14 protein-coding genes are annotated in these 16,340 nt (G+C 69.7%); 9 read left to right on the forward strand and 5 right to left on the reverse strand.

What is annotated here, in order from left to right; all coding sequences use genetic code 11:
* The first annotated feature begins 61 nt into the window (after positions 1 to 61).
* From FQY83_RS12430 to FQY83_RS12450, 5 genes are all read left to right on the forward strand, one after another.
* Entirely contained in the window at positions 62 to 685 is a 624-nt protein-coding gene (locus FQY83_RS12430; protein WP_146388279.1) for a 2-dehydro-3-deoxy-6-phosphogalactonate aldolase, read from the forward strand.
* Positions 682 to 1,833 (forward strand): galactonate dehydratase, encoded by a 1,152-nt coding sequence (gene dgoD / locus FQY83_RS12435; protein ID WP_146388280.1) that lies wholly within the window; start codon positions 682 to 684, stop codon positions 1,831 to 1,833. Before FQY83_RS12430 ends, dgoD begins: the two co-directional genes overlap by 4 nt.
* Positions 1,834 to 1,837: 4 nt before the next feature.
* Positions 1,838 to 2,755 (forward strand): SMP-30/gluconolactonase/LRE family protein, encoded by a 918-nt coding sequence (locus FQY83_RS12440; RefSeq protein ID WP_238333493.1) that lies wholly within the window; start codon positions 1,838 to 1,840, stop codon positions 2,753 to 2,755.
* Positions 2,752 to 3,666 carry a 2-dehydro-3-deoxygalactonokinase gene (locus FQY83_RS12445; RefSeq protein WP_146388281.1) on the forward strand — a complete coding sequence of 305 codons (915 nt, stop codon included), beginning with the start codon at positions 2,752 to 2,754 and terminating at the stop codon, positions 3,664 to 3,666. The genes FQY83_RS12440 and FQY83_RS12445 overlap by 4 nt, the downstream gene beginning before the upstream one ends.
* A gap of 82 nt (positions 3,667 to 3,748) precedes the next feature.
* Positions 3,749 to 5,437: a glycoside hydrolase family 43 protein gene (locus tag FQY83_RS12450; protein WP_146388282.1), complete on the forward strand. Its 1,689-nt coding sequence runs from the start codon at positions 3,749 to 3,751 to the stop codon at positions 5,435 to 5,437.
* Between the two features lie 138 nt (positions 5,438 to 5,575).
* Here FQY83_RS12450 and FQY83_RS12455 read toward each other — a convergent pair whose 3' ends face one another.
* Positions 5,576 to 6,196, reverse strand: a complete 621-nt coding sequence (locus FQY83_RS12455; protein ID WP_146388283.1) for a cytochrome b — start codon at positions 6,194 to 6,196, stop codon at positions 5,576 to 5,578.
* A complete protein-coding gene (locus tag FQY83_RS12460) occupies positions 6,193 to 7,278 on the reverse strand; it encodes a catalase family peroxidase (protein WP_146388284.1) in 1,086 nt (361 codons plus the stop codon). Before FQY83_RS12460 ends, FQY83_RS12455 begins: the two co-directional genes overlap by 4 nt.
* Positions 7,279 to 7,412: 134 nt before the next feature.
* On the opposite strand from FQY83_RS12460, the gene FQY83_RS12465 reads away from it, so the two are divergent.
* Together FQY83_RS12465 and FQY83_RS12470 are read left to right on the forward strand one after the other, a co-directional pair.
* Positions 7,413 to 7,928, forward strand: coding sequence for an RNA polymerase sigma factor (locus FQY83_RS12465; protein ID WP_146388285.1), 516 nt, complete (start codon positions 7,413 to 7,415; stop codon positions 7,926 to 7,928).
* A complete protein-coding gene (locus FQY83_RS12470; RefSeq protein ID WP_146388286.1) occupies positions 7,925 to 8,680 on the forward strand; it encodes an anti-sigma factor family protein in 756 nt (251 codons plus the stop codon). Before FQY83_RS12465 ends, FQY83_RS12470 begins: the two co-directional genes overlap by 4 nt.
* A 143-nt stretch (positions 8,681 to 8,823) precedes the next feature.
* Here FQY83_RS12470 and FQY83_RS12475 read toward each other — a convergent pair whose 3' ends face one another.
* Positions 8,824 to 10,506, reverse strand: coding sequence for an electron transfer flavoprotein-ubiquinone oxidoreductase (locus FQY83_RS12475; RefSeq protein WP_146388287.1), 1,683 nt, complete (start codon positions 10,504 to 10,506; stop codon positions 8,824 to 8,826).
* 185 nt (positions 10,507 to 10,691) lie between these two features.
* Here FQY83_RS12475 and queD point away from each other — a divergent pair, with 185 nt between their 5' ends.
* Both queD and FQY83_RS12485 read left to right on the forward strand, forming a co-directional pair.
* Positions 10,692 to 11,048, forward strand: coding sequence for a 6-carboxytetrahydropterin synthase QueD (queD, locus tag FQY83_RS12480; protein ID WP_146388288.1), 357 nt, complete (start codon positions 10,692 to 10,694; stop codon positions 11,046 to 11,048).
* A gap of 170 nt (positions 11,049 to 11,218) precedes the next feature.
* Positions 11,219 to 11,623 (forward strand): phasin family protein, encoded by a 405-nt coding sequence (locus tag FQY83_RS12485; RefSeq protein WP_146388289.1) that lies wholly within the window; start codon positions 11,219 to 11,221, stop codon positions 11,621 to 11,623.
* Positions 11,624 to 11,881: 258 nt separating this feature from the next.
* Here FQY83_RS12485 and FQY83_RS12490 read toward each other — a convergent pair whose 3' ends face one another.
* Positions 11,882 to 13,411 carry a DUF4832 domain-containing protein gene (locus tag FQY83_RS12490; RefSeq protein WP_146388290.1) on the reverse strand — a complete coding sequence of 510 codons (1,530 nt, stop codon included), beginning with the start codon at positions 13,409 to 13,411 and terminating at the stop codon, positions 11,882 to 11,884.
* A gap of 74 nt (positions 13,412 to 13,485) precedes the next feature.
* On the reverse strand, positions 13,486 to 16,323 hold the full coding sequence (locus FQY83_RS12495; RefSeq protein WP_146388291.1) for a TonB-dependent receptor: 2,838 nt from the start codon (positions 16,321 to 16,323) through the stop codon (positions 13,486 to 13,488).
* Positions 16,324 to 16,340 lie beyond the last annotated feature (17 nt).

Raw genomic sequence — 16,340 nt, forward strand, 5'->3', positions numbered from 1 at the left:
CCCGCCCGGCCCCCGGCGCGGACGGCGACCGGCCGCGACCGCTGACGCACGAGAGGACGACATGGACCGCCATCCCCCGCCCCTCCGCCTGCCCCTGATCGCCATCCTGCGCGGCATCACGCCCGACGACATCGCTGTGCACGTCGGCGCGCTGGTGGACGAGGGCTACGACACGATCGAGATCCCGACCAATTCGCCGGATTGGGCGCGCAGCGTCGCGATCGCCGTGCGCGAGTGCGGTGCGCACGCGACCATCGGCGCCGGCACCGTGCTCGAAGCCGCGCACGTCGACGCGCTGCTGGCCGCGGGCGGCACGCTCGCGGTCACGCCCAACGTGCGTCCGGCGGTGATCGGCCACGCGGTCGAACGCGGCCTGCAGGTCGTGGCCGGCTTCGGCACCGCCAGCGAGGCCTTCGACGCGCTCGAGGCCGGCGCGCAGTCGCTCAAGCTGTTCCCGGCCTCGGTCTACGGCCCGGCGATGGTGCGCGCGCTGCGCAGCGTGCTGCCGCCGGTGCCGCTGTACGCGGTCGGCGGCATCACCCCCGAAACCCTGCCCGTCTATCTCGATGCCGGCTGCCAGGGCGCCGGCATCGGCGGCGAGCTCTATCGCCCCGGGCAACCGGTCGAGTACACGCGCGCGCAGGCGCGGCGCTTCCGCCAGGCGTGGCTGGAGCACGCCGCATGAAGATCACGCGACTGACCACCTGGCACGCGCCGCCGCGCTGGCTGTTCCTGAAGATCGAGACCGACGCCGGCATCAGCGGCTGGGGCGAACCGGTGATCGAGGGCCGCGCCGCGACGGTCGAGGCGGCCGTGCACGAACTGGGCGACTATCTCGTCGGTCGCGATCCATCGCGCATCAACGACCTGTGGCAGGTGCTGTACCGCGGCGGCTTCTACCGCGGCGGCTCGATCCTGATGAGCGCGATCGCCGGCATCGACCAGGCGCTGTGGGACATCAAGGGCAAGGCGCTGGGCGTGCCCGTGTACGAACTGCTCGGCGGCCTGGTGCGCGATCGCATGAAGACCTATCGCTGGGTCGGCGGCGACCGCCCGGCCGACATCGTCGCGCAGATGCAGGCCTACCGCGCGCAGGGCTTCGACACCTTCAAGTTCAACGGCACCGAGGAACTCAAGCTGATCGACAGCCCGCGCGCGATCGACGCCGCCGTGGCCAAGGTCGCCGCGGTGCGCGAGGCGGTGGGCGATGCGATCGACTTCGGCATCGACTTCCACGGCCGCGTCAGCGCGCCGATGGCGCGCGTGCTGCTGCGCGAGCTGGCGCCGTTCAGGCCGCTGTTCGTCGAGGAACCGGTGCTGCCCGAGCAGTGGGAGTACTACCGCCCGCTGTCGGACGCCACCTCCATTCCGCTGGCCGCGGGCGAGCGCATGTACTCGCGTGCGGAGTTCAAGCCGGTGCTCGCCGCCGGCGGGCTGGCGCTGCTGCAGCCGGACCTGTCGCACGCCGGCGGCATCACCGAATGCGTGAAGATCGCGGCGATGGCCGAGGCCCACGACGTCGGCCTCGCCCCGCACTGCCCGCTCGGCCCGGTGGCGCTGGCGGCCTGCCTGCAGGTGGATTTCGTCAGCTGGAATGCGATGCTGCAGGAACAGAGCATCGGCATCCACTACAACGAGGGCGCGGACCTGCTCGACTACGTGCACAACAAGGACGACTTCCGCTGCGACGACACCGGCAGCATCGCCGCGCTGCCCAAGCCCGGCCTCGGCGTGGAGATCGACGAGGAACTGCTCGCGCGCGCGGGCCGCGAGCCGCCGCGCTGGCGCAACCCGCTCTGGCGCCACGGCGACGGCAGCGTCGCGGAATGGTGAGCCGGTGAGCGCAGGCCGCGACGCCATCGCGACGGCGGCCCTGGCCGTGGACAGCCGCTGCCAGCTCGGCGAGGGCATCGTCTGGGACGAGCGCGCGCAGCGGCTGTACTGGACCGACATCCTCTCCAGCCGGCTGTGGATGCACGCGCCGGCCAGCCACACGACGCACTCCTGGGACCTGCCCGAACCGCTGGGCTGCCTGGCGCTGTGCGACGACGGCGACCTGCTGCTGGCGCTGGCCAAGTCGATCCGCATCGCGCAGGCGCCGCGCGCGGGCGCGCCGCTCGCGCTGCGCACGCTCGCCGCGCTCGAACCGGAGCTCGGGCGCGACACACGCAGCAACGACGGCCGCTGCGACCGCCACGGCAACTTCGTGTTCGGCACCAAGGACGAAACCGGCGCCGCGCCGCCGCTGGGCGGCTTCTACCAGTTCTCGCACGCGCACGGCCTGCGCCGGCTGCCGTTGCCGCCGGTCGCGATCCCGAACTCGATCTGCTTCTCGCCGGACGGGCGCACGCTCTACTTCTGCGACACCGTGGCCCCGCGCATCCTGTGCGGCGACTACGATCCCGACGCCGCGGCGGTCGCGAACGTGCGCGTGTTCGCCGAGGTCGAGGGCGGCAAGGCGCCCGACGGCTCGACCGTCGATGCCGAAGGCTTCGTCTGGAACGCGCAGTGGGACGGCGCGCGCGCGGTGCGCTACGCGCCGGACGGGCGCGTGGACCGCGTCGTCGCCATTCCCGCGGGCATGCCTTCGTGCTGCGCGATCGGCGGCGCCGGCTTCGATACGCTGTACGTGACCACCGCGCGCGAGGAGATGGACGCGGACGCGCTCGCGCGCGCGCCGACGGCCGGCGGCGTCTTCGCCCTGCCGCTGGCGGCCGGCAGCGGCCGGCCCGAACCCCGGTTCCGCACGTCATGATCGCGGTCGACTGGGGCAGCACCAACCTGCGCCTGTACCGGCTCGACGCCGGCGGCCGGCTGCGCGAGCGCCGCCGCAGCGACCGCGGCACGCTGGCCAGCGCCGGCCACTTTGCGTCCGTGCTCGCCGCGGAGACCGTCGGCTGGGACGACGAACACATCCTGCTGTGTGGCATGGTCGGCGCCCGCGGCGGCTGGCACGAGATGCCCTACCTGGACTGCCCCGCCGGCGTGCACGATCTCGCCCGGCACCTGCAGCGCTTCCATCCGCCGGGCTTCGACGGCCGCGAGCTGTGGATCGTGCCCGGCCTGCGCGATACCGCCTCCGACACCGTGCCGGACGTGATGCGCGGCGAGGAAACGCAGCTGGCCGCGCTGCTCGACGCGCTGCCCGCGGGCGTCCACCAGGCCTGCCTGCCCGGCACCCACAGCAAATGGGCGACGATCCGCGACGGACGCATCGAGCGCATCCACACCGCGATGACCGGCGAGCTGTATGCCGTGCTGCGCCGGCACAGCATCCTCGGCGCGCTGATGCCGGAGGACGACAGCCGCTTCGATGCCTACGCCTTCGAAGCCGGCCTGCGCCGCAGCGCCGAACCGGGCGGGCTGCCGCACCACCTGTTCGGCGTGCGCACCACCGGCCTGTCCGGGCAGTTCGCCGACAGCGCGCTGCCGTCCTACCTGTCGGGCCTGCTGATCGGCCACGAACTGCAGGCCGCCCTGCCGTCCGCGGACGGTCCGCGCCCGGCGCAGGTCCATCTGGTCGGCAGCGAACGCCTGCTCGCCGCCTACGCGCACGCGCTGACCGCGCTCGACATCGGCGTGCAGCGGCATTCCGAGGATCTCGCCGCGCGCGGACTGCAGGCACTGTGGCGGCACCGCAGTCATGCCGCGGCGATCGCGGGATGACGGCGGCTTCTTTCGCGGCTTCAGATGCGGCCGCTTTCCGGTTCTTTCGACAGTCGCTCGGACCAACAGGAGAGCCGCCCACATGAAGACTCGAGCCGCCGCACTGCTGCTGGCCTGCCTCGCCGCCACCGGCGTCGACGCGGGCGAGGCCGTCTTCGTCGACGTGCACTACCGCGGCGACGATGGCGGCCCGGTGCCGGGCGAAACGCAGTACCGCAACCCGGTGATCGCGGGCTTTTATCCTGACCCCTCGGCGATCCGCGTCGGCGACGACTTCTATCTCGTCGCCTCGAGCTTCGGCTACTTCCCCGGCCTGCCGCTGTTCCACAGCACCGACCTGGTGTCGTGGCGGCAGATCGGCAACGCCATCGACCGTCCCGGACAGATGCCCTACGGCGACGGCGAGGCGCTCACGCGCGGCCTGTTCGCGGCGACGATCAGCCATCGCGATGGCCGCTTCTACATCGCCAACACCTGCTTCTACTGCCCCGGCCGCGGCATGGGCAACTTCGTGATCACCGCCGAAGATCCGGCGGGCCCGTGGTCGGACCCCGCGTGGCTCGACTTCAACGGCATCGACCCCTCGCTGTTCTTCGACGACGACGGCCGCGCCTGGCTGGTGCACAACGACGTGCCGGAAGGCGAGATGCGCTACGACGGGCATCGCGCGATCTGGCTGCGTGGCTTCGACGCGGAGACGCTGGCGCTCACCGGCGAGGCGATCCAGCTGGTGGACGCGGGCGTGCACCCGCAGAGCAATCCCGAGCACGTCGAAGGCCCGCACCTGTTCCGGCGCGGCGACTGGTACTACCTCACCGCGGCCGAGGGCGGCACCGGCGAACAACACGCGCAGATGGTCTGGCGCAGCCGCGCCGTCACCGGCCCGTACGAAGCATGGCCGGGCAACCCGACGCTGACCCAACGCGACCTCGATCGCGCACGCCGCGACCCGGTCACCTCGACCGGGCACGCGCAGTTCATCGCACTGCGCGACGGCTCGTGGTGGGCGGTGTTCCTCGCCACGCGGCCGTATCGCGGCAACCAGTACAACCTCGGTCGCGAAACCTTCCTGCTGCCGGTCGAATGGCGGGACGACTGGCCGCTGATCCTGCCGCGCGGCGCGCGCGTGCCGATGGTGGCGCAGCGCCCGGCGCTGCCGCGCAGCGCACAGCCGCGGCCGACCACGGGACCGATGGCGTGGACGGAGCGATTCGACGCGAAGGTCCTGCCGCCGCAGTGGCTGATGCTCGATCCACCGAAGGACGCCTGGTTCGCCACCGGCGACGGCGGCCTGCGCATCACGCCGTCGTCGACGCCGCTGGGCGGCCACGGCGGCGGACAGCCCGCCTACCTCGGCCATCGCCTGCAGCACCACAACGCCACCATCGCCGCGACGCTCGACCCCGCCGCGCTCGATGCGGGCGAGCTCGCCGGCCTCGCGCTGCTGCAGAACGAGGACCATCACTACGTCGCCGGCATCGAACGCGCCGGACGCGGTGCGACGCTGGTGCTGCTGCGCCGCGCCGGCAGCGACGAACCGGAAGCCGGCCGCGAACTCGCGCGCGTCCCGCTGCCGAGCGTGCCGGACCACATCTCCCTGCGCCTGCGCCTCGCCGCGCCGCGGCTCGACGTCGACTACGCGCTCACACCCGACGACTGGAAGCCGCTGGCCAGCGGCCTCGACGCCAGCCTGCTCAGCGTCGACACCGCCGGCGGCTTCATCGGCAACACCTTCGGGCCGTACGCGGTGCAGCGCGATGGCCAGCCGTAGGGACCTGTTCAAGGCGGTCGCGTCCTATGAACAGATCGTGTGGACTGCGATGACAACGGCGCGTTTGAACTGTCCCGAGTCGCGCCGCTGCATTCGCACGGTTTTTCATGCCCTCTGGAAGCAACCCGGCAGATTCCATCAGGCCTCGTCCGTAGGCGCGATCGGATCCCCGATGCCCACGCTGCACGCCCGATCGTCCGGGCTTGCAGGTTCGGCCCGGGATCGCGCTGCACCCAGCATGCTGCGCAGTACCCCGTCACGCCTGATCAGCGCGTGATACAGCGCGGCGCCCAGATGGGCGAGAAAGACGAAGAACAGCAAATAGGCCAGGACGCCATGTGCCGTGCGCAGCCAGGCGAACGCCAGGGCGTTCTCCGGCAGGATTGCGGGCAGACGCAGGTCACTGGCCAGCATTACCGGGGAGCCTCCGGCCGACAGCATCGCCCAGCCGAGCAGTGGCATCGCGATCATCAGCGCGTAGAGCAGCCAGTGCGAGAGATGTGCGGCGATGCGCTGCAATCCCGGCAGGTCGGATGGCAACGGTGGCGACGGATTCCGCAGGCGCACGAACAGGCGCACGATGGCCAACAGCAGGATTGCGATTCCCAGCGGCTTGTGGATCGCCAGCAGCCACTGGTGTTTCCCGCTCACCGTGGCGACCATGCCCACCCCGATGAACAGCATGGCCAGGATCAGGGCCGCCATGACCCAATGCAGCACGCGCTGGGTCAGGCTGTAGGAGGTTCGCATCGCGTTCATCGGACGACCTCCGGATCGGCGCCGGCAGGCGCACCGGCGCCCGGAACGTTCGCCCGTTCGCCGGTGCGGCGCAGATGGGATCTGGCATACGTTGCCGAACGCGCGGACAGCAGCGGGTCGTCGGAAACGGCGATGCCGGCAGGCAGCACGGTCGGGTCGTAGTTGATGTCGCGGCATGGTCCACTGTCCTGCGGCTGTTCGCTGTCGAGAACCAGGAGGCCGGCATCGATGGTGGTGCGATCGGCCGGCCATGTCCTGGTGGCGTCGTTCGTCGGATCGCCCGGTTCGGCAAGCGTTACCAGCAGGCGCCAGCGCTGCGGACCCGCGAGCAGGCGTTGTTGCAGATCGCGGATCAGGTAGTCCTCTTCATCAGCTGGCGCGATCGCCGCGTCAACCGCTTCCGGTGCCATTCGCCAACGGACCGCACGGCGTCTTCCTTCGGCATCGACGAAATGGAACGCGTTGAGTCCGTAGTAGCTGTCGGTGACGAAACTGGCCGAGGGCCTGGCGGCCTTGGCCCAGGCGCGGAATGCAGCGGTTTCCGGGTGCGCGGCGAAGAAGGCGGCCAGCTTGGCCGGGTCCGGTTTGCCCGTGGCCGGATCCTTCCGGCTGGCGACCAGCTGTTCATGGAACGCTTGCGGCGTGGCCACCGGGAACACCGGCATGTTGTTCATCCCCGTGCGCCACTGCTGCCCGTTCGCCAGGTTGAAACGCAGCGCCATGCTGCGGACCGGCGCACTGCTGTCCGACGCGTAGGGGTTGCCGCCGGGGATGGAAAAACGGCCCACGACCGGCGTGCGGCCGGCCGCGAACACCGGGGCAACGGAATACGCGCTGGCGTTGCCGTTGCCCTCGAAATAGCCGGCCACGCAGACCCCCTTGGCGTGGTTGCGGCGGAAGCCGGGATGTTGACCACCCGCCTGCTGCAGTTCATCGACGATGAGATCCGGCGCCAGCCGGTGCGGCGTCAGCCAGCCGCCGACAAAGGCGAAGGCCGCCGCCGCACAGGCGACGGCGGCGGCGACGACCGACCAGCGCGCGCCGTTTCCGGGCGGACGGGCGGGAGGGGCGGGATCGTGCATGCAAGTGCTCCGTGGCCGGGTCGGCCGTGATGGGGTCTCCCAGCCAGACGCCGCCAGCGGCGACTTATTCCCTGCCGTGGAATAATTTTCTTCCTGCGGCGTCCTGCAACGTGAAGCCACCCGCGACCAGGCCCATGCCCGTCCACGCGTTCGACGAACAACTGAGCGAACTGCTGCCCCGGCTGCGGCGCTTTGCGCTGTGGTTGACCCGGGACCTTTCCGGCGCCGACGACCTGGTGCAGTCCACGATGGAACGGGCGCTGTCCACCACCGCCGCAAAGCGCGAGGAAGGCGACCTGCGCGCCTGGCTGTTCCGCATCCTCTACCGGCAGTTCCTCGATGCCCGGCGCCGATCGCAGCGCTACGCGTGGCTGCTGGGACGGTTGCGCGAGGAACCGGAACCCCAGTGGCCCTCGGCCGAACGCGAAGCGCTGGCGCAGTCCGCGCTGGCCGCATTCGGCCGCCTCACTTCCGGGCAGCGCAACCTGCTGCTTTGGGTGACGGTGGAGGGACTCAGCTACCAGCAGGTCGCCGATATCCTCGACGTGCCGATCGGCACCGTCATGTCGCGCCTGTCCCGTGCCCGCCAGGCCATGCGCCGATATGGCGACGGCGACCAACCCATTCCTTCGGTGCGGCTTCTCAAATGACTACGCCTCCCAGCGAACAGGACATCCATGCCTACGTCGACGGGCGCCTCGACGGCGAACGCCGCGAGGCGGTCGAGCACTATCTCGCGCGTCATCCCGAGCGCGCCCTCGAGGTGCAGGCCTGGCAGCGTGACTCGCAACGCCTGCGCGTGCTGTTCGGTGGCGTGCAGGCGCTGCCGGACAATCCCGCATTGCATCCCGCGGCAATCCGGAAACGGCAACAGGAACGACGGCTGCACTGGCGCTCGCTGACCGCCGCCGCGGTACTGTGCCTGGGGCTGGGCGGTCTCGGCGGCTGGCAGGCCCGTGACATGCGGAGCGAAACCGCCGTGGCGCCCATGGCCGATGCCATTGCGGCCTATCGCCTGGTGGCGATGGACAGCGCCGCACGCCCGGACCTCGTGCCGCAGAACGACGGCGAGATGCAGGCCTGGCTCGATGCCCATTTCGAACACGCCGCACGTCTGCCGAATCTGGGCGCGGCCGGCTTCCGGGCGGTCGGCGGCCGCTTGTTCGCCACCGACCAGGGCCCCGCGGCGATGGTGCTCTACCGGAATGCCGCCGGCCATGCGATCAGCTTCTACGTCCGCCCGCCCGGTCCGCGGAACCGCCTGCTGCCCGCCGGCCAGCGAACCGAAAGCGGACTCGTGGCGCAATACTGGTCCGGGCAAGGCTACAACTACGCGATGGTCAGTCGCGACGACGGATCGGCCCCGCAGGTGGTGGAGCAGGCGCTGCAGCGGGCAATCTGATTCCACGCAACCGCGATCCGGACGAAGTCGAGTCCTTCCCGGCGACTTCGCAGCCGAACCGGATCGCCGCATGGAGTCCGCCCACGATCGGCCGTTCCGCTTCGGTCGTGTGCGGCCCCGAAGCCATTGACAAGCAGCGCAGGCTACATCCCCGCGTAGTTGGGCCCGCCGCCGCCCTGCGGCGCCACCCAGACGATGTTCTGCTTCGGGTCCTTGATGTCGCAGGTCTTGCAGTGCACGCAGTTGGCGAAGTTGATCTGCAGCCGCTCGTTGCCTTCCTCGCCCACGAACTCGTACACCGCCGCCGGGCAGTAGCGCGCCTCCGGGCCGGCGTACTCCTTCAGGTTCACCTCGACCGGGATGCTCGCGTCCTTCAGCTTCAGGTGGCTGGGCTGGTGTTCGTCGTGGATCGTGCTCGACAGGAACACCGAGCTCAGGCGGTCGAAGCTCAGCACGCCGTCGGGCTTCGGGTAGGCGATCTTCGTGTGCTTCGCCGCCGGCTCCAGGCAGGCGTGGTCGGGCTTGTCGTGGCCGATCGTCCACGGCGGATTGCGGATGCCGAGCTTCGGCAGCAGCCACTGCTCGATGCCGGTCATCAGCGTCGCCAGGGTCCGCCCCTTCTTGAACCACTGCTTGAAATTCTTCGACTGCCGCAGCTCGGCGTGCAGCCAGCTCTTTTCGAAGGCGTCCGGATACGCGGTCAGCTCGTCCTGCGCACGGCCCTCGCCCAGCGCCGCGAACGCGGCCTCGGCGGCGAGCATGCCGGTCTTGATCGCGGCGTGGCTGCCCTTGATCCGGCTGGCGTTGAGGGTGCCCGCCTCGCAGCCGACCAGCGCGCCGCCCGGGAACACCAGCTTGGGCAGCGACAGCAGGCCGCCGGCGGTGATCGAGCGCGCGCCGTAGCCGATGCGCTTGCCGCCCTCCAGGTGCTTGCGGATCGCCGGGTGGGTCTTGAAGCGCTGGAACTCCTCGAATGGGCTCAGGTACGGATTCGCGTAGTCGAGGCCCACGACGAAGCCGACCGTGATCTTGCCGTCCTCGGCGTGGTAGAGGAACGAGCCGCCGTAGGTGTCGCTGTCCAGCGGCCAGCCGGCGGTGTGCACGACCAGACCCGGCTGGTGCCTGTCGGGATCGGCCTGCCACAGTTCCTTGAGGCCGATGCCGTAGGCCTGCGGATCCCTGCCGGCGTCGAGCGCGTAGCGTTCGATCAGGCGCCGGCCGAGGTGGCCGCGCGAGCCCTCGGCGAAGATCGTGTACTTCGCCAGCAGCTCCATGCCCAGCTGGAACTCGGGCGTAGGCTCGCCGTCCCTGCCCAGGCCCAGGTTGCCGGTGGCCACGCCCTTCACCGCGCCGGCGTCGTCGTAGAGCACCTCGTCGGCGGCGAAGCCGGGGAAGATCTCCACGCCCAGCGCCTCGGCCTGTGCGCTGAGCCAGCGCGTGACCGCGCCCAGCGAGGCGATGTAATTGCCGTGGTTGTTGAAGCAGTCGGGCAGGAAGAAGGCGGGCGTCGACTTCGCGCCGGTCTCGTCGAGGAACAGGAACTCGTCGCGGGTGACGGCCTGCTTCAGCGGCGCGCCCTTCTCCTGCCAGTCCGGGAACAGCTCGGACAGCGCGCGCGGATCCATGATCGCGCCCGAAAGGATGTGCGCGCCGGGCTCGGAGCCCTTCTCCAGCACGCAGACCGAGACCTCGCGCCCCGCTTCGGCGGCCAGCTGCTTGAGTCGGATCGCCGTGGCCAGTCCGCCGGGGCCCGCGCCGACCACGACCACGTCGTACTCCATCGATTCGCGCGGGCCGTAGGTGGTCAGCAGGTCTTCGGGCGTCATGGGGCTTTGCTCCTCGCGGGGCATGGCGGGCGTCGGGAAGGTCGCCTGCGGCGCGCGGATCGTCTCCGCCTGCGGCGCGGGCATCGGCCTGGGGCGACTATCGTACCGTGCGCCACCGCATCGCCCCAGACGCGAGGCCCGCGGCGGCGATTGCCGCGGCCGCGCGCAGCGCCGAGAATCGCGCCATGGACATCTTCAAGAGCTTCACCCTCGAGGCCGCGCACCGGCTGCCGAGCGTGCCGCCGGGCCACAAGTGCGCGCGCCTGCACGGACACTCGTTCGGAGTGGAACTGCACGTCTCCGGCGAACCCGGCGCCGACAGCGGCTGGGTGATGGACTTCGCCGACATCAAGGCCGCCTTCCGGCCGCTGTACGAGCAGCTCGACCACCACTACCTCAACGACGTGCCCGGCCTGGAGAATCCGACCAGCGAGCGGCTGGCCGTCTGGATCTGGGACCGGCTCAAGCCGACGCTGCCCGCGCTCAGCGCGGTGGTGGTGCGCGAGACCTGCACGTCGGGCTGCCGCTACGCGGGGGAGTAGTCCCTCTCTTGCGGGCGCGCTTTCAGGTGCCCCATGCAAGTCATTGATTTTGCTTGATCCTGAACGCCTGGTTGCCGTTCGTCGGCTCGATGTTGCAATGCAACATCACCCCATCTATGCTGCACCGCACAAACCGGCAATCCGCGCCGGCTGATCGACAGGAGATCACCATGAGCTACCAGTACAACGACCAGTTCGCGGCCGCGACGCGCCAGTTCGCCGACACCGCCGCCCGCATCAACCAGCTGACCCTCGACAACGTCCAGAAGGCGTTCGGCCTGCAGCTGTCCACGCTCGAAGAGAACGCCGAAGCCACCTTCTCGTTCCTCGGCGAAGCCGCGGACGTGCGTGACTTCGACGGCCTGAAGACGCTGTTCCCGAAGGGCGTGCAGGTTGCCCGCGAGAACGCCGAGCGCGCCCTCAGCGCCGGCCAGGAAGTCTTCGGCGCCACCGTGAAGACCAACGAAGCCATCGCCGAGATCGCCAAGTCGCAGCTCGAGTCGGCCACCGTCAAGGCGCAGGCCGCGGCGGAGAAGGTCGTGGCTTCGGCGGCGAAGACGACCAAGCGTCGCTGATCCGCGAAAGCTGTTCCCCAAGACGGCGCGTCCCCTCCCCTCGTCGCGCCGACGCAGGAAACCCGGCAGCCCAGGCTGCCGGGTTTTTTGTTGCGCGTTGCTTTGGCAGGGGCGCGCAATGCGGCTGGACTGGCTTCGGGGTTGCCCCCACCCCAACCCTCCCCCGCAAGCGGGGGAGGGGGCAAGAGCATGTGGCTTTTCGGCTCCCTCCCCCGCTTGCGGGGGAGGGTTGGGGCGGGGGCCAGCCAGCCCGCCGCGCTATGGCAGATCCGCGTTGAACTGGATCCGCTGCCCCGGCACCAGCCGGTCGCTCTCGATGCCGATCTCCAGCGCGCCCGGCTGGTGCGGACCGATGCAGGCTTCGAACGTTTCCCCGCTTCCGGGCAGCAGTCCCTTCAGCGACGCCTCCGCACGCTGGCCGTTGGCCGCCGGCCAGGCGTCGTGGTAGATCGGCGCGATTCCTTCATTACGGATGTCCATGCGGACGCAGTCACCGTTGCTGGCGAGACCGGTGATGCGGAACGCGTAGCCGGTCGCCATCGCCGCCTGTTTGATCCGCGCGCGGGTCTGGTAGCGCGGCTGGTCGTTGCCGATCATGTAGGTGATGCGGTACTGCGCCGCGAACGATTCGAAGCTGCGGCCATACGGGCCATCCGGGTAGTCCAGCACGTGCTGCTGGTCGTAGTCGCTGTAGTAGTTGAACTCGCCGCCGGCGGGACTGTCGTGGTGGCGCTGTTCGCCGAAGAACAGCCAGGCCCAGCGGTTGTATTCCTGGTCGTTCCCGGAATGGGATTCGTGCATGAACGAATCGTCGAACAGCCCGAAGCGCAGCTGCCGCAGCGCGGGCACCGCGGAGAACGGCGAATAGGTGGAACTGGCCGCGTCGATCGACAGCGACCACGGGGTCTGCGCGAACGTCGCGCCCAGGTGCTCGAGGAACTGCTGCTGGAAGGCCTTGGACGGGAAGGTCTGGCCCAGCGTCAGCGGGCCGTCCCAGAGGTGGTACTCGGCATATGAACCGAAGCCGGCCTGCAGGAAGGCCAGGCGCGGATCCTGGTCGTAGCGCTGCGCGAAGCGGGTGTAGAACTCCAGCACGAACTGCTGCAGCAGCGTCGAGCGCCAGTCGGGAATGAAGGTCTCCCGCCCTTCGACGCTGCGGTAGCTCAACTCGTAGCCGGGCGAGTTGGCGACGTAGGCGGGAATCGAGATCCTCGTCTGGCCCGGATAGGTGTCGTGGAAGCGCAGGATCATCTGGTGCCCGCGCGCCGCGGCCGAGGCGAGCCTGGCGTCCACCGCCGACCAGTCGTAGATGTCCTGGTCGTTCACCACGTCGCTGTACTTGAAGTACGCGAACTCCAGCTGCACGTCGGCGCCGAGGGCGTTGAGGTCGGACACGTTGTCGTTCCACAGCACGATCCCGGTCATCGGCTGCACGCGGTCGATGCGGCCCTGCAGCGGCACCGGCACGAAATCGGCGGCCGCACGCAGACGCCGGGGTCCCTTGCCGCCGGTGGCCCGGATCGCCGGCGCGGCGGCGCTGCCCTGCCGTGCCGTCGCCGGCGGCGACGCGCCGCGAACCGCCGGCGAATCCTGCCACGCGCCTGCCGCGACGCGCCCGGGCATCGACGCCACCGCGACGCGCACCTCCCGGATCAGCGCAACGCGCGAGGCTTCGGCCCGCGCACCGGTGCGCTGGCCGGCATCGATACCGTCGGCCTGCGACGCACCGACACTGGCCAGCACGACCGCGCCGGCAAGACTGCATACCAACGAACGGGACACTTCCATGTCATCGACCTCCTTCGGATGGTGGCGGGACATCCCGCCGCCGCTCCGCGAAGCGAAGCGGCGGCGGGCCCGCGTCAGAACCGGTAGCTCAGGCCCAGCGTGAGCGAGCGACCATAGCGATAGTAGCCCTGCGACAGCAGCGGATTGCCGTTGATGCTGTAGGTGTTCTCCTCGTCGAGCAGGTTGCTGCCCTCCAGCGAGACCGTGAAGCGGTCGTTGACGGCGTAGGAGGCGTGCGCGGTGAGCCAGGTGATGGGATCGGCCTGCTCGTTGTAGCCGCCGCCCAGCACGTTGATCGCGGTGACGAAGCCGTCGGTGCGGTCGGCGGTCGCGCCCAGCGACCACGGCCCCTTCTCGTAGGTCACGCCCAGCGAATACACCGAGGGCGCGATGCCTTCGAGCGGCCGCTCCTCGTCGTCGACCCAGCTCTTCGACCAGTTGCGCGTGTACTGCGCGCGGAAGCCGAAGCCGTTGTCCCAGAAATGCTGCAGGCCGGCCTCGAAGCCGCGCACCTTGGCATGGTCGCCGTTGATCGGGCGCATCACGTTGAACAGGGTCGGCCCTTCGGTGACGGGATTGCCGTCGGTATCGAGGATCGGGCCGACGCCGATGTCCTGGCCCGGCTCCCAGCTGGTGGTGATCTGGTTCTCGATGCGCTTGTGGAACACCGCGAAGTTGAAGATGGAGTTCTCGGCGAAGTACCACTCCAGCGACGCGTCGGCCTGGCGCGCGCTGTAGGGCTTGAGCTCGGCGTTGCCGCCGTAGATCTGGGTGAACTCGCCCCAGGACACGCTCTCGGTGGTGTTGGTGGGCGCCAGCTGGCTCACCGCTGGCCGCGCCATGGTCTTGGCCGCGCCCAGCCGCAGCTGCAGGCTGTCGGTGAAGTGCCAGGTGAAGTTCGCCGTCGGCAGCACGAAGGTGTAGTCGGACTCCTGGTAGACCGAGCTCGGTTCGTCGTACACCGCGCTGTAGTTGAAGGCGCCGAACTCGACGATGCTCAGGATCTGCGCGTCCCAGGCCTGGGCGGTCGTTGTCGTCTTCACCAGGCGCACGCCGGCGTTGCCGTCCCAGCGCTCGCCGGACAGGTCGAACTCGATGTAGCTGGCCAGCGTCTTCTCGCTGACGCGGTAGCTCTCCAGCGGATTCCACACCGGCGCCGCCCCCGCGTAGTCGTACGCGCCGCCGCCCGGCCGCGGAGTGCCGTTGTAGCCCTGCAGCGCGGCGATGTAGCTGGGCACGTCGAAGGCCAGGAACGAGCGCGGGAACACCGAGGACACGCCGCTCATGAAGTTCGGCAGGGTGAACGAATGCGAGATCACGTTGCCGCCCAGCGCGCCGACGTTGATCGCATTGGGCCCCGAGTAGTAGTCCGCGCCGCCGGTGATGGAATTGTTGACCAGGTCGCGCGCCTTGCGGCGATCGGTGCGGTTCACGCCGAACTTGATCCTGTCGATGCCGAGTTCGCCGACGAACAGGTCGCCGGCCAGCGAGCCGCCGGTGATGCGGTCGTCGATGTTGTCGCCGGCCAGCGAAAAGTAGTGCGTGTTGAAATCGTCGGCGCCGAACTGGCCGTTGGCCAGGCCTGCGATCAGGTCGCGGCCGTCGTCGAACGTCGCCTCGACGTTGGGCATGCCGCCGTCGAGCCAGATCCGCGCCACGTTGGGCTGGTTCATGCGCAGCACCACGTAGCTGTCCAGGCCGCCGGAGTGGCGGCGCGAGGTCGAGCGGTAGACGTCGGCGCTGAGGGTGAAGTCGTCGTTGACCTTCCACTGGCCGTTGAGGCCGTAGAGGTCGGTGTCGACCACGCGGTACTCGGTCTGGTTCAGCAGCTCGGGGTTGAGCCGCATCTCCGGATCGGGATCGTCCATGGTGAAGTCGGTGACGATGCCGTTGCTGATGGTCAGGTTCGACCAGCGCCCGGGCGCGTACAGCGGGTAGTACGACTGCTGGTAGCCGACCTGGGGCGAATCGAGCCGCGTCTTCAGGCCGTCGAAGGAGACCTTCACGCTGTCGCTCGGCCGCCACTCGAGCTTGGCCGAGAACGCCTTGCGCTTCTTTTCCTCGAGGATCGAGCCGACCCGGAACTGGCCGGGGCCGATCAGGCCGTATTCCTCCGGGTCGAGTTCGCCGTTGCCGTTGGGGTCGATGTGCCCGCCCCAGGTATTGCCCCACAGCCAGCTCTCGTCGTTCGGGTCGGCGTTGCGGCTCCAGCCGCCGTCGTTGCCGGCGATGTCGGTGCGGTCCTTGCGCTGGCCGTAGACCAGGCCGAACAGCACGCCGAAGGTGTCGTCGGCGAAGGTGTTGCTGTAGACGGCCGAGAGCTTGCCGCCGTTGTGCTCCGACATCAGGTTGCGGTCGCCCTCCAGGCGCACGGCGCCGTGCTGGCCGGTGCGGTCGAACGGACTGGCCGAACGCAGGTTGATCAGGCCGCCGATCGCGCCTTCGGTCAGCGAGGCCTGCGCGCCCTTGATCACGTCGGCGCCGCTGATGACGTCGGCCGGGAGCACGTCGTAGGCGAAATCGCGCCCGGCGCCGTCGGTGGCCAGGATGCGGCCGTTGAACGTGGTCAGCGTGTACTCCGGGCCGAGGCCGCGCACGCTCACCTTCTGCCCCTCGCCGCCCGCCGTGCGCGAGATGGAGACGCCGGTGATGTGGCTGAGCGAATCGGCGACGTTGTCATCGGGGAACTTGCCCAGTTCCAGTGCACTGATCGAATCCTGCACCGTGGACGAGTTGCGCTTGAGCTCGGTGGCGCGCGCAAGGCTGCCGCGCACGCCCGTCACCACGATCGCGTCCAGCGACTCGATGTCGTCCTCGGTGTCCGTCTGCTGTGCGAAGGCCGCGGGCGATGCCAGCAGGGCCAGGGCGATACCGCAGAAAAGCGTGTTCCGGTGCAGTCGGGCAGTCTTCACGAGGGTCTCCTCAGGGC

The organism is Luteimonas marina, assembly GCF_007859325.1.
Classification (GTDB): domain Bacteria; phylum Pseudomonadota; class Gammaproteobacteria; order Xanthomonadales; family Xanthomonadaceae; genus Luteimonas; species Luteimonas marina.

What these genes read in the sequence shown, in the direction of transcription:
- FQY83_RS12430 (WP_146388279.1), top strand. Translation starts at nt 62, where the DNA reads ATGGACCGCCATCCCCCGCCCCTCCGCCTGCCCCTGATCGCCATCCTG.
- dgoD (WP_146388280.1), top strand. Translation starts at nt 682, where the DNA reads ATGAAGATCACGCGACTGACCACCTGGCACGCGCCGCCGCGCTGGCTG.
- FQY83_RS12445 (WP_146388281.1), top strand. Translation starts at nt 2,752, where the DNA reads ATGATCGCGGTCGACTGGGGCAGCACCAACCTGCGCCTGTACCGGCTC.
- FQY83_RS12450 (WP_146388282.1), top strand. Translation starts at nt 3,749, where the DNA reads ATGAAGACTCGAGCCGCCGCACTGCTGCTGGCCTGCCTCGCCGCCACC.
- FQY83_RS12455 (WP_146388283.1), bottom strand. Translation starts at nt 6,196, where the DNA reads ATGAACGCGATGCGAACCTCCTACAGCCTGACCCAGCGCGTGCTGCAT.
- FQY83_RS12460 (WP_146388284.1), bottom strand. Translation starts at nt 7,278, where the DNA reads ATGCACGATCCCGCCCCTCCCGCCCGTCCGCCCGGAAACGGCGCGCGC.
- FQY83_RS12465 (WP_146388285.1), top strand. Translation starts at nt 7,413, where the DNA reads ATGCCCGTCCACGCGTTCGACGAACAACTGAGCGAACTGCTGCCCCGG.
- FQY83_RS12470 (WP_146388286.1), top strand. Translation starts at nt 7,925, where the DNA reads ATGACTACGCCTCCCAGCGAACAGGACATCCATGCCTACGTCGACGGG.
- FQY83_RS12475 (WP_146388287.1), bottom strand. Translation starts at nt 10,506, where the DNA reads ATGACGCCCGAAGACCTGCTGACCACCTACGGCCCGCGCGAATCGATG.
- queD (WP_146388288.1), top strand. Translation starts at nt 10,692, where the DNA reads ATGGACATCTTCAAGAGCTTCACCCTCGAGGCCGCGCACCGGCTGCCG.
- FQY83_RS12485 (WP_146388289.1), top strand. Translation starts at nt 11,219, where the DNA reads ATGAGCTACCAGTACAACGACCAGTTCGCGGCCGCGACGCGCCAGTTC.
- FQY83_RS12490 (WP_146388290.1), bottom strand. Translation starts at nt 13,411, where the DNA reads ATGGAAGTGTCCCGTTCGTTGGTATGCAGTCTTGCCGGCGCGGTCGTG.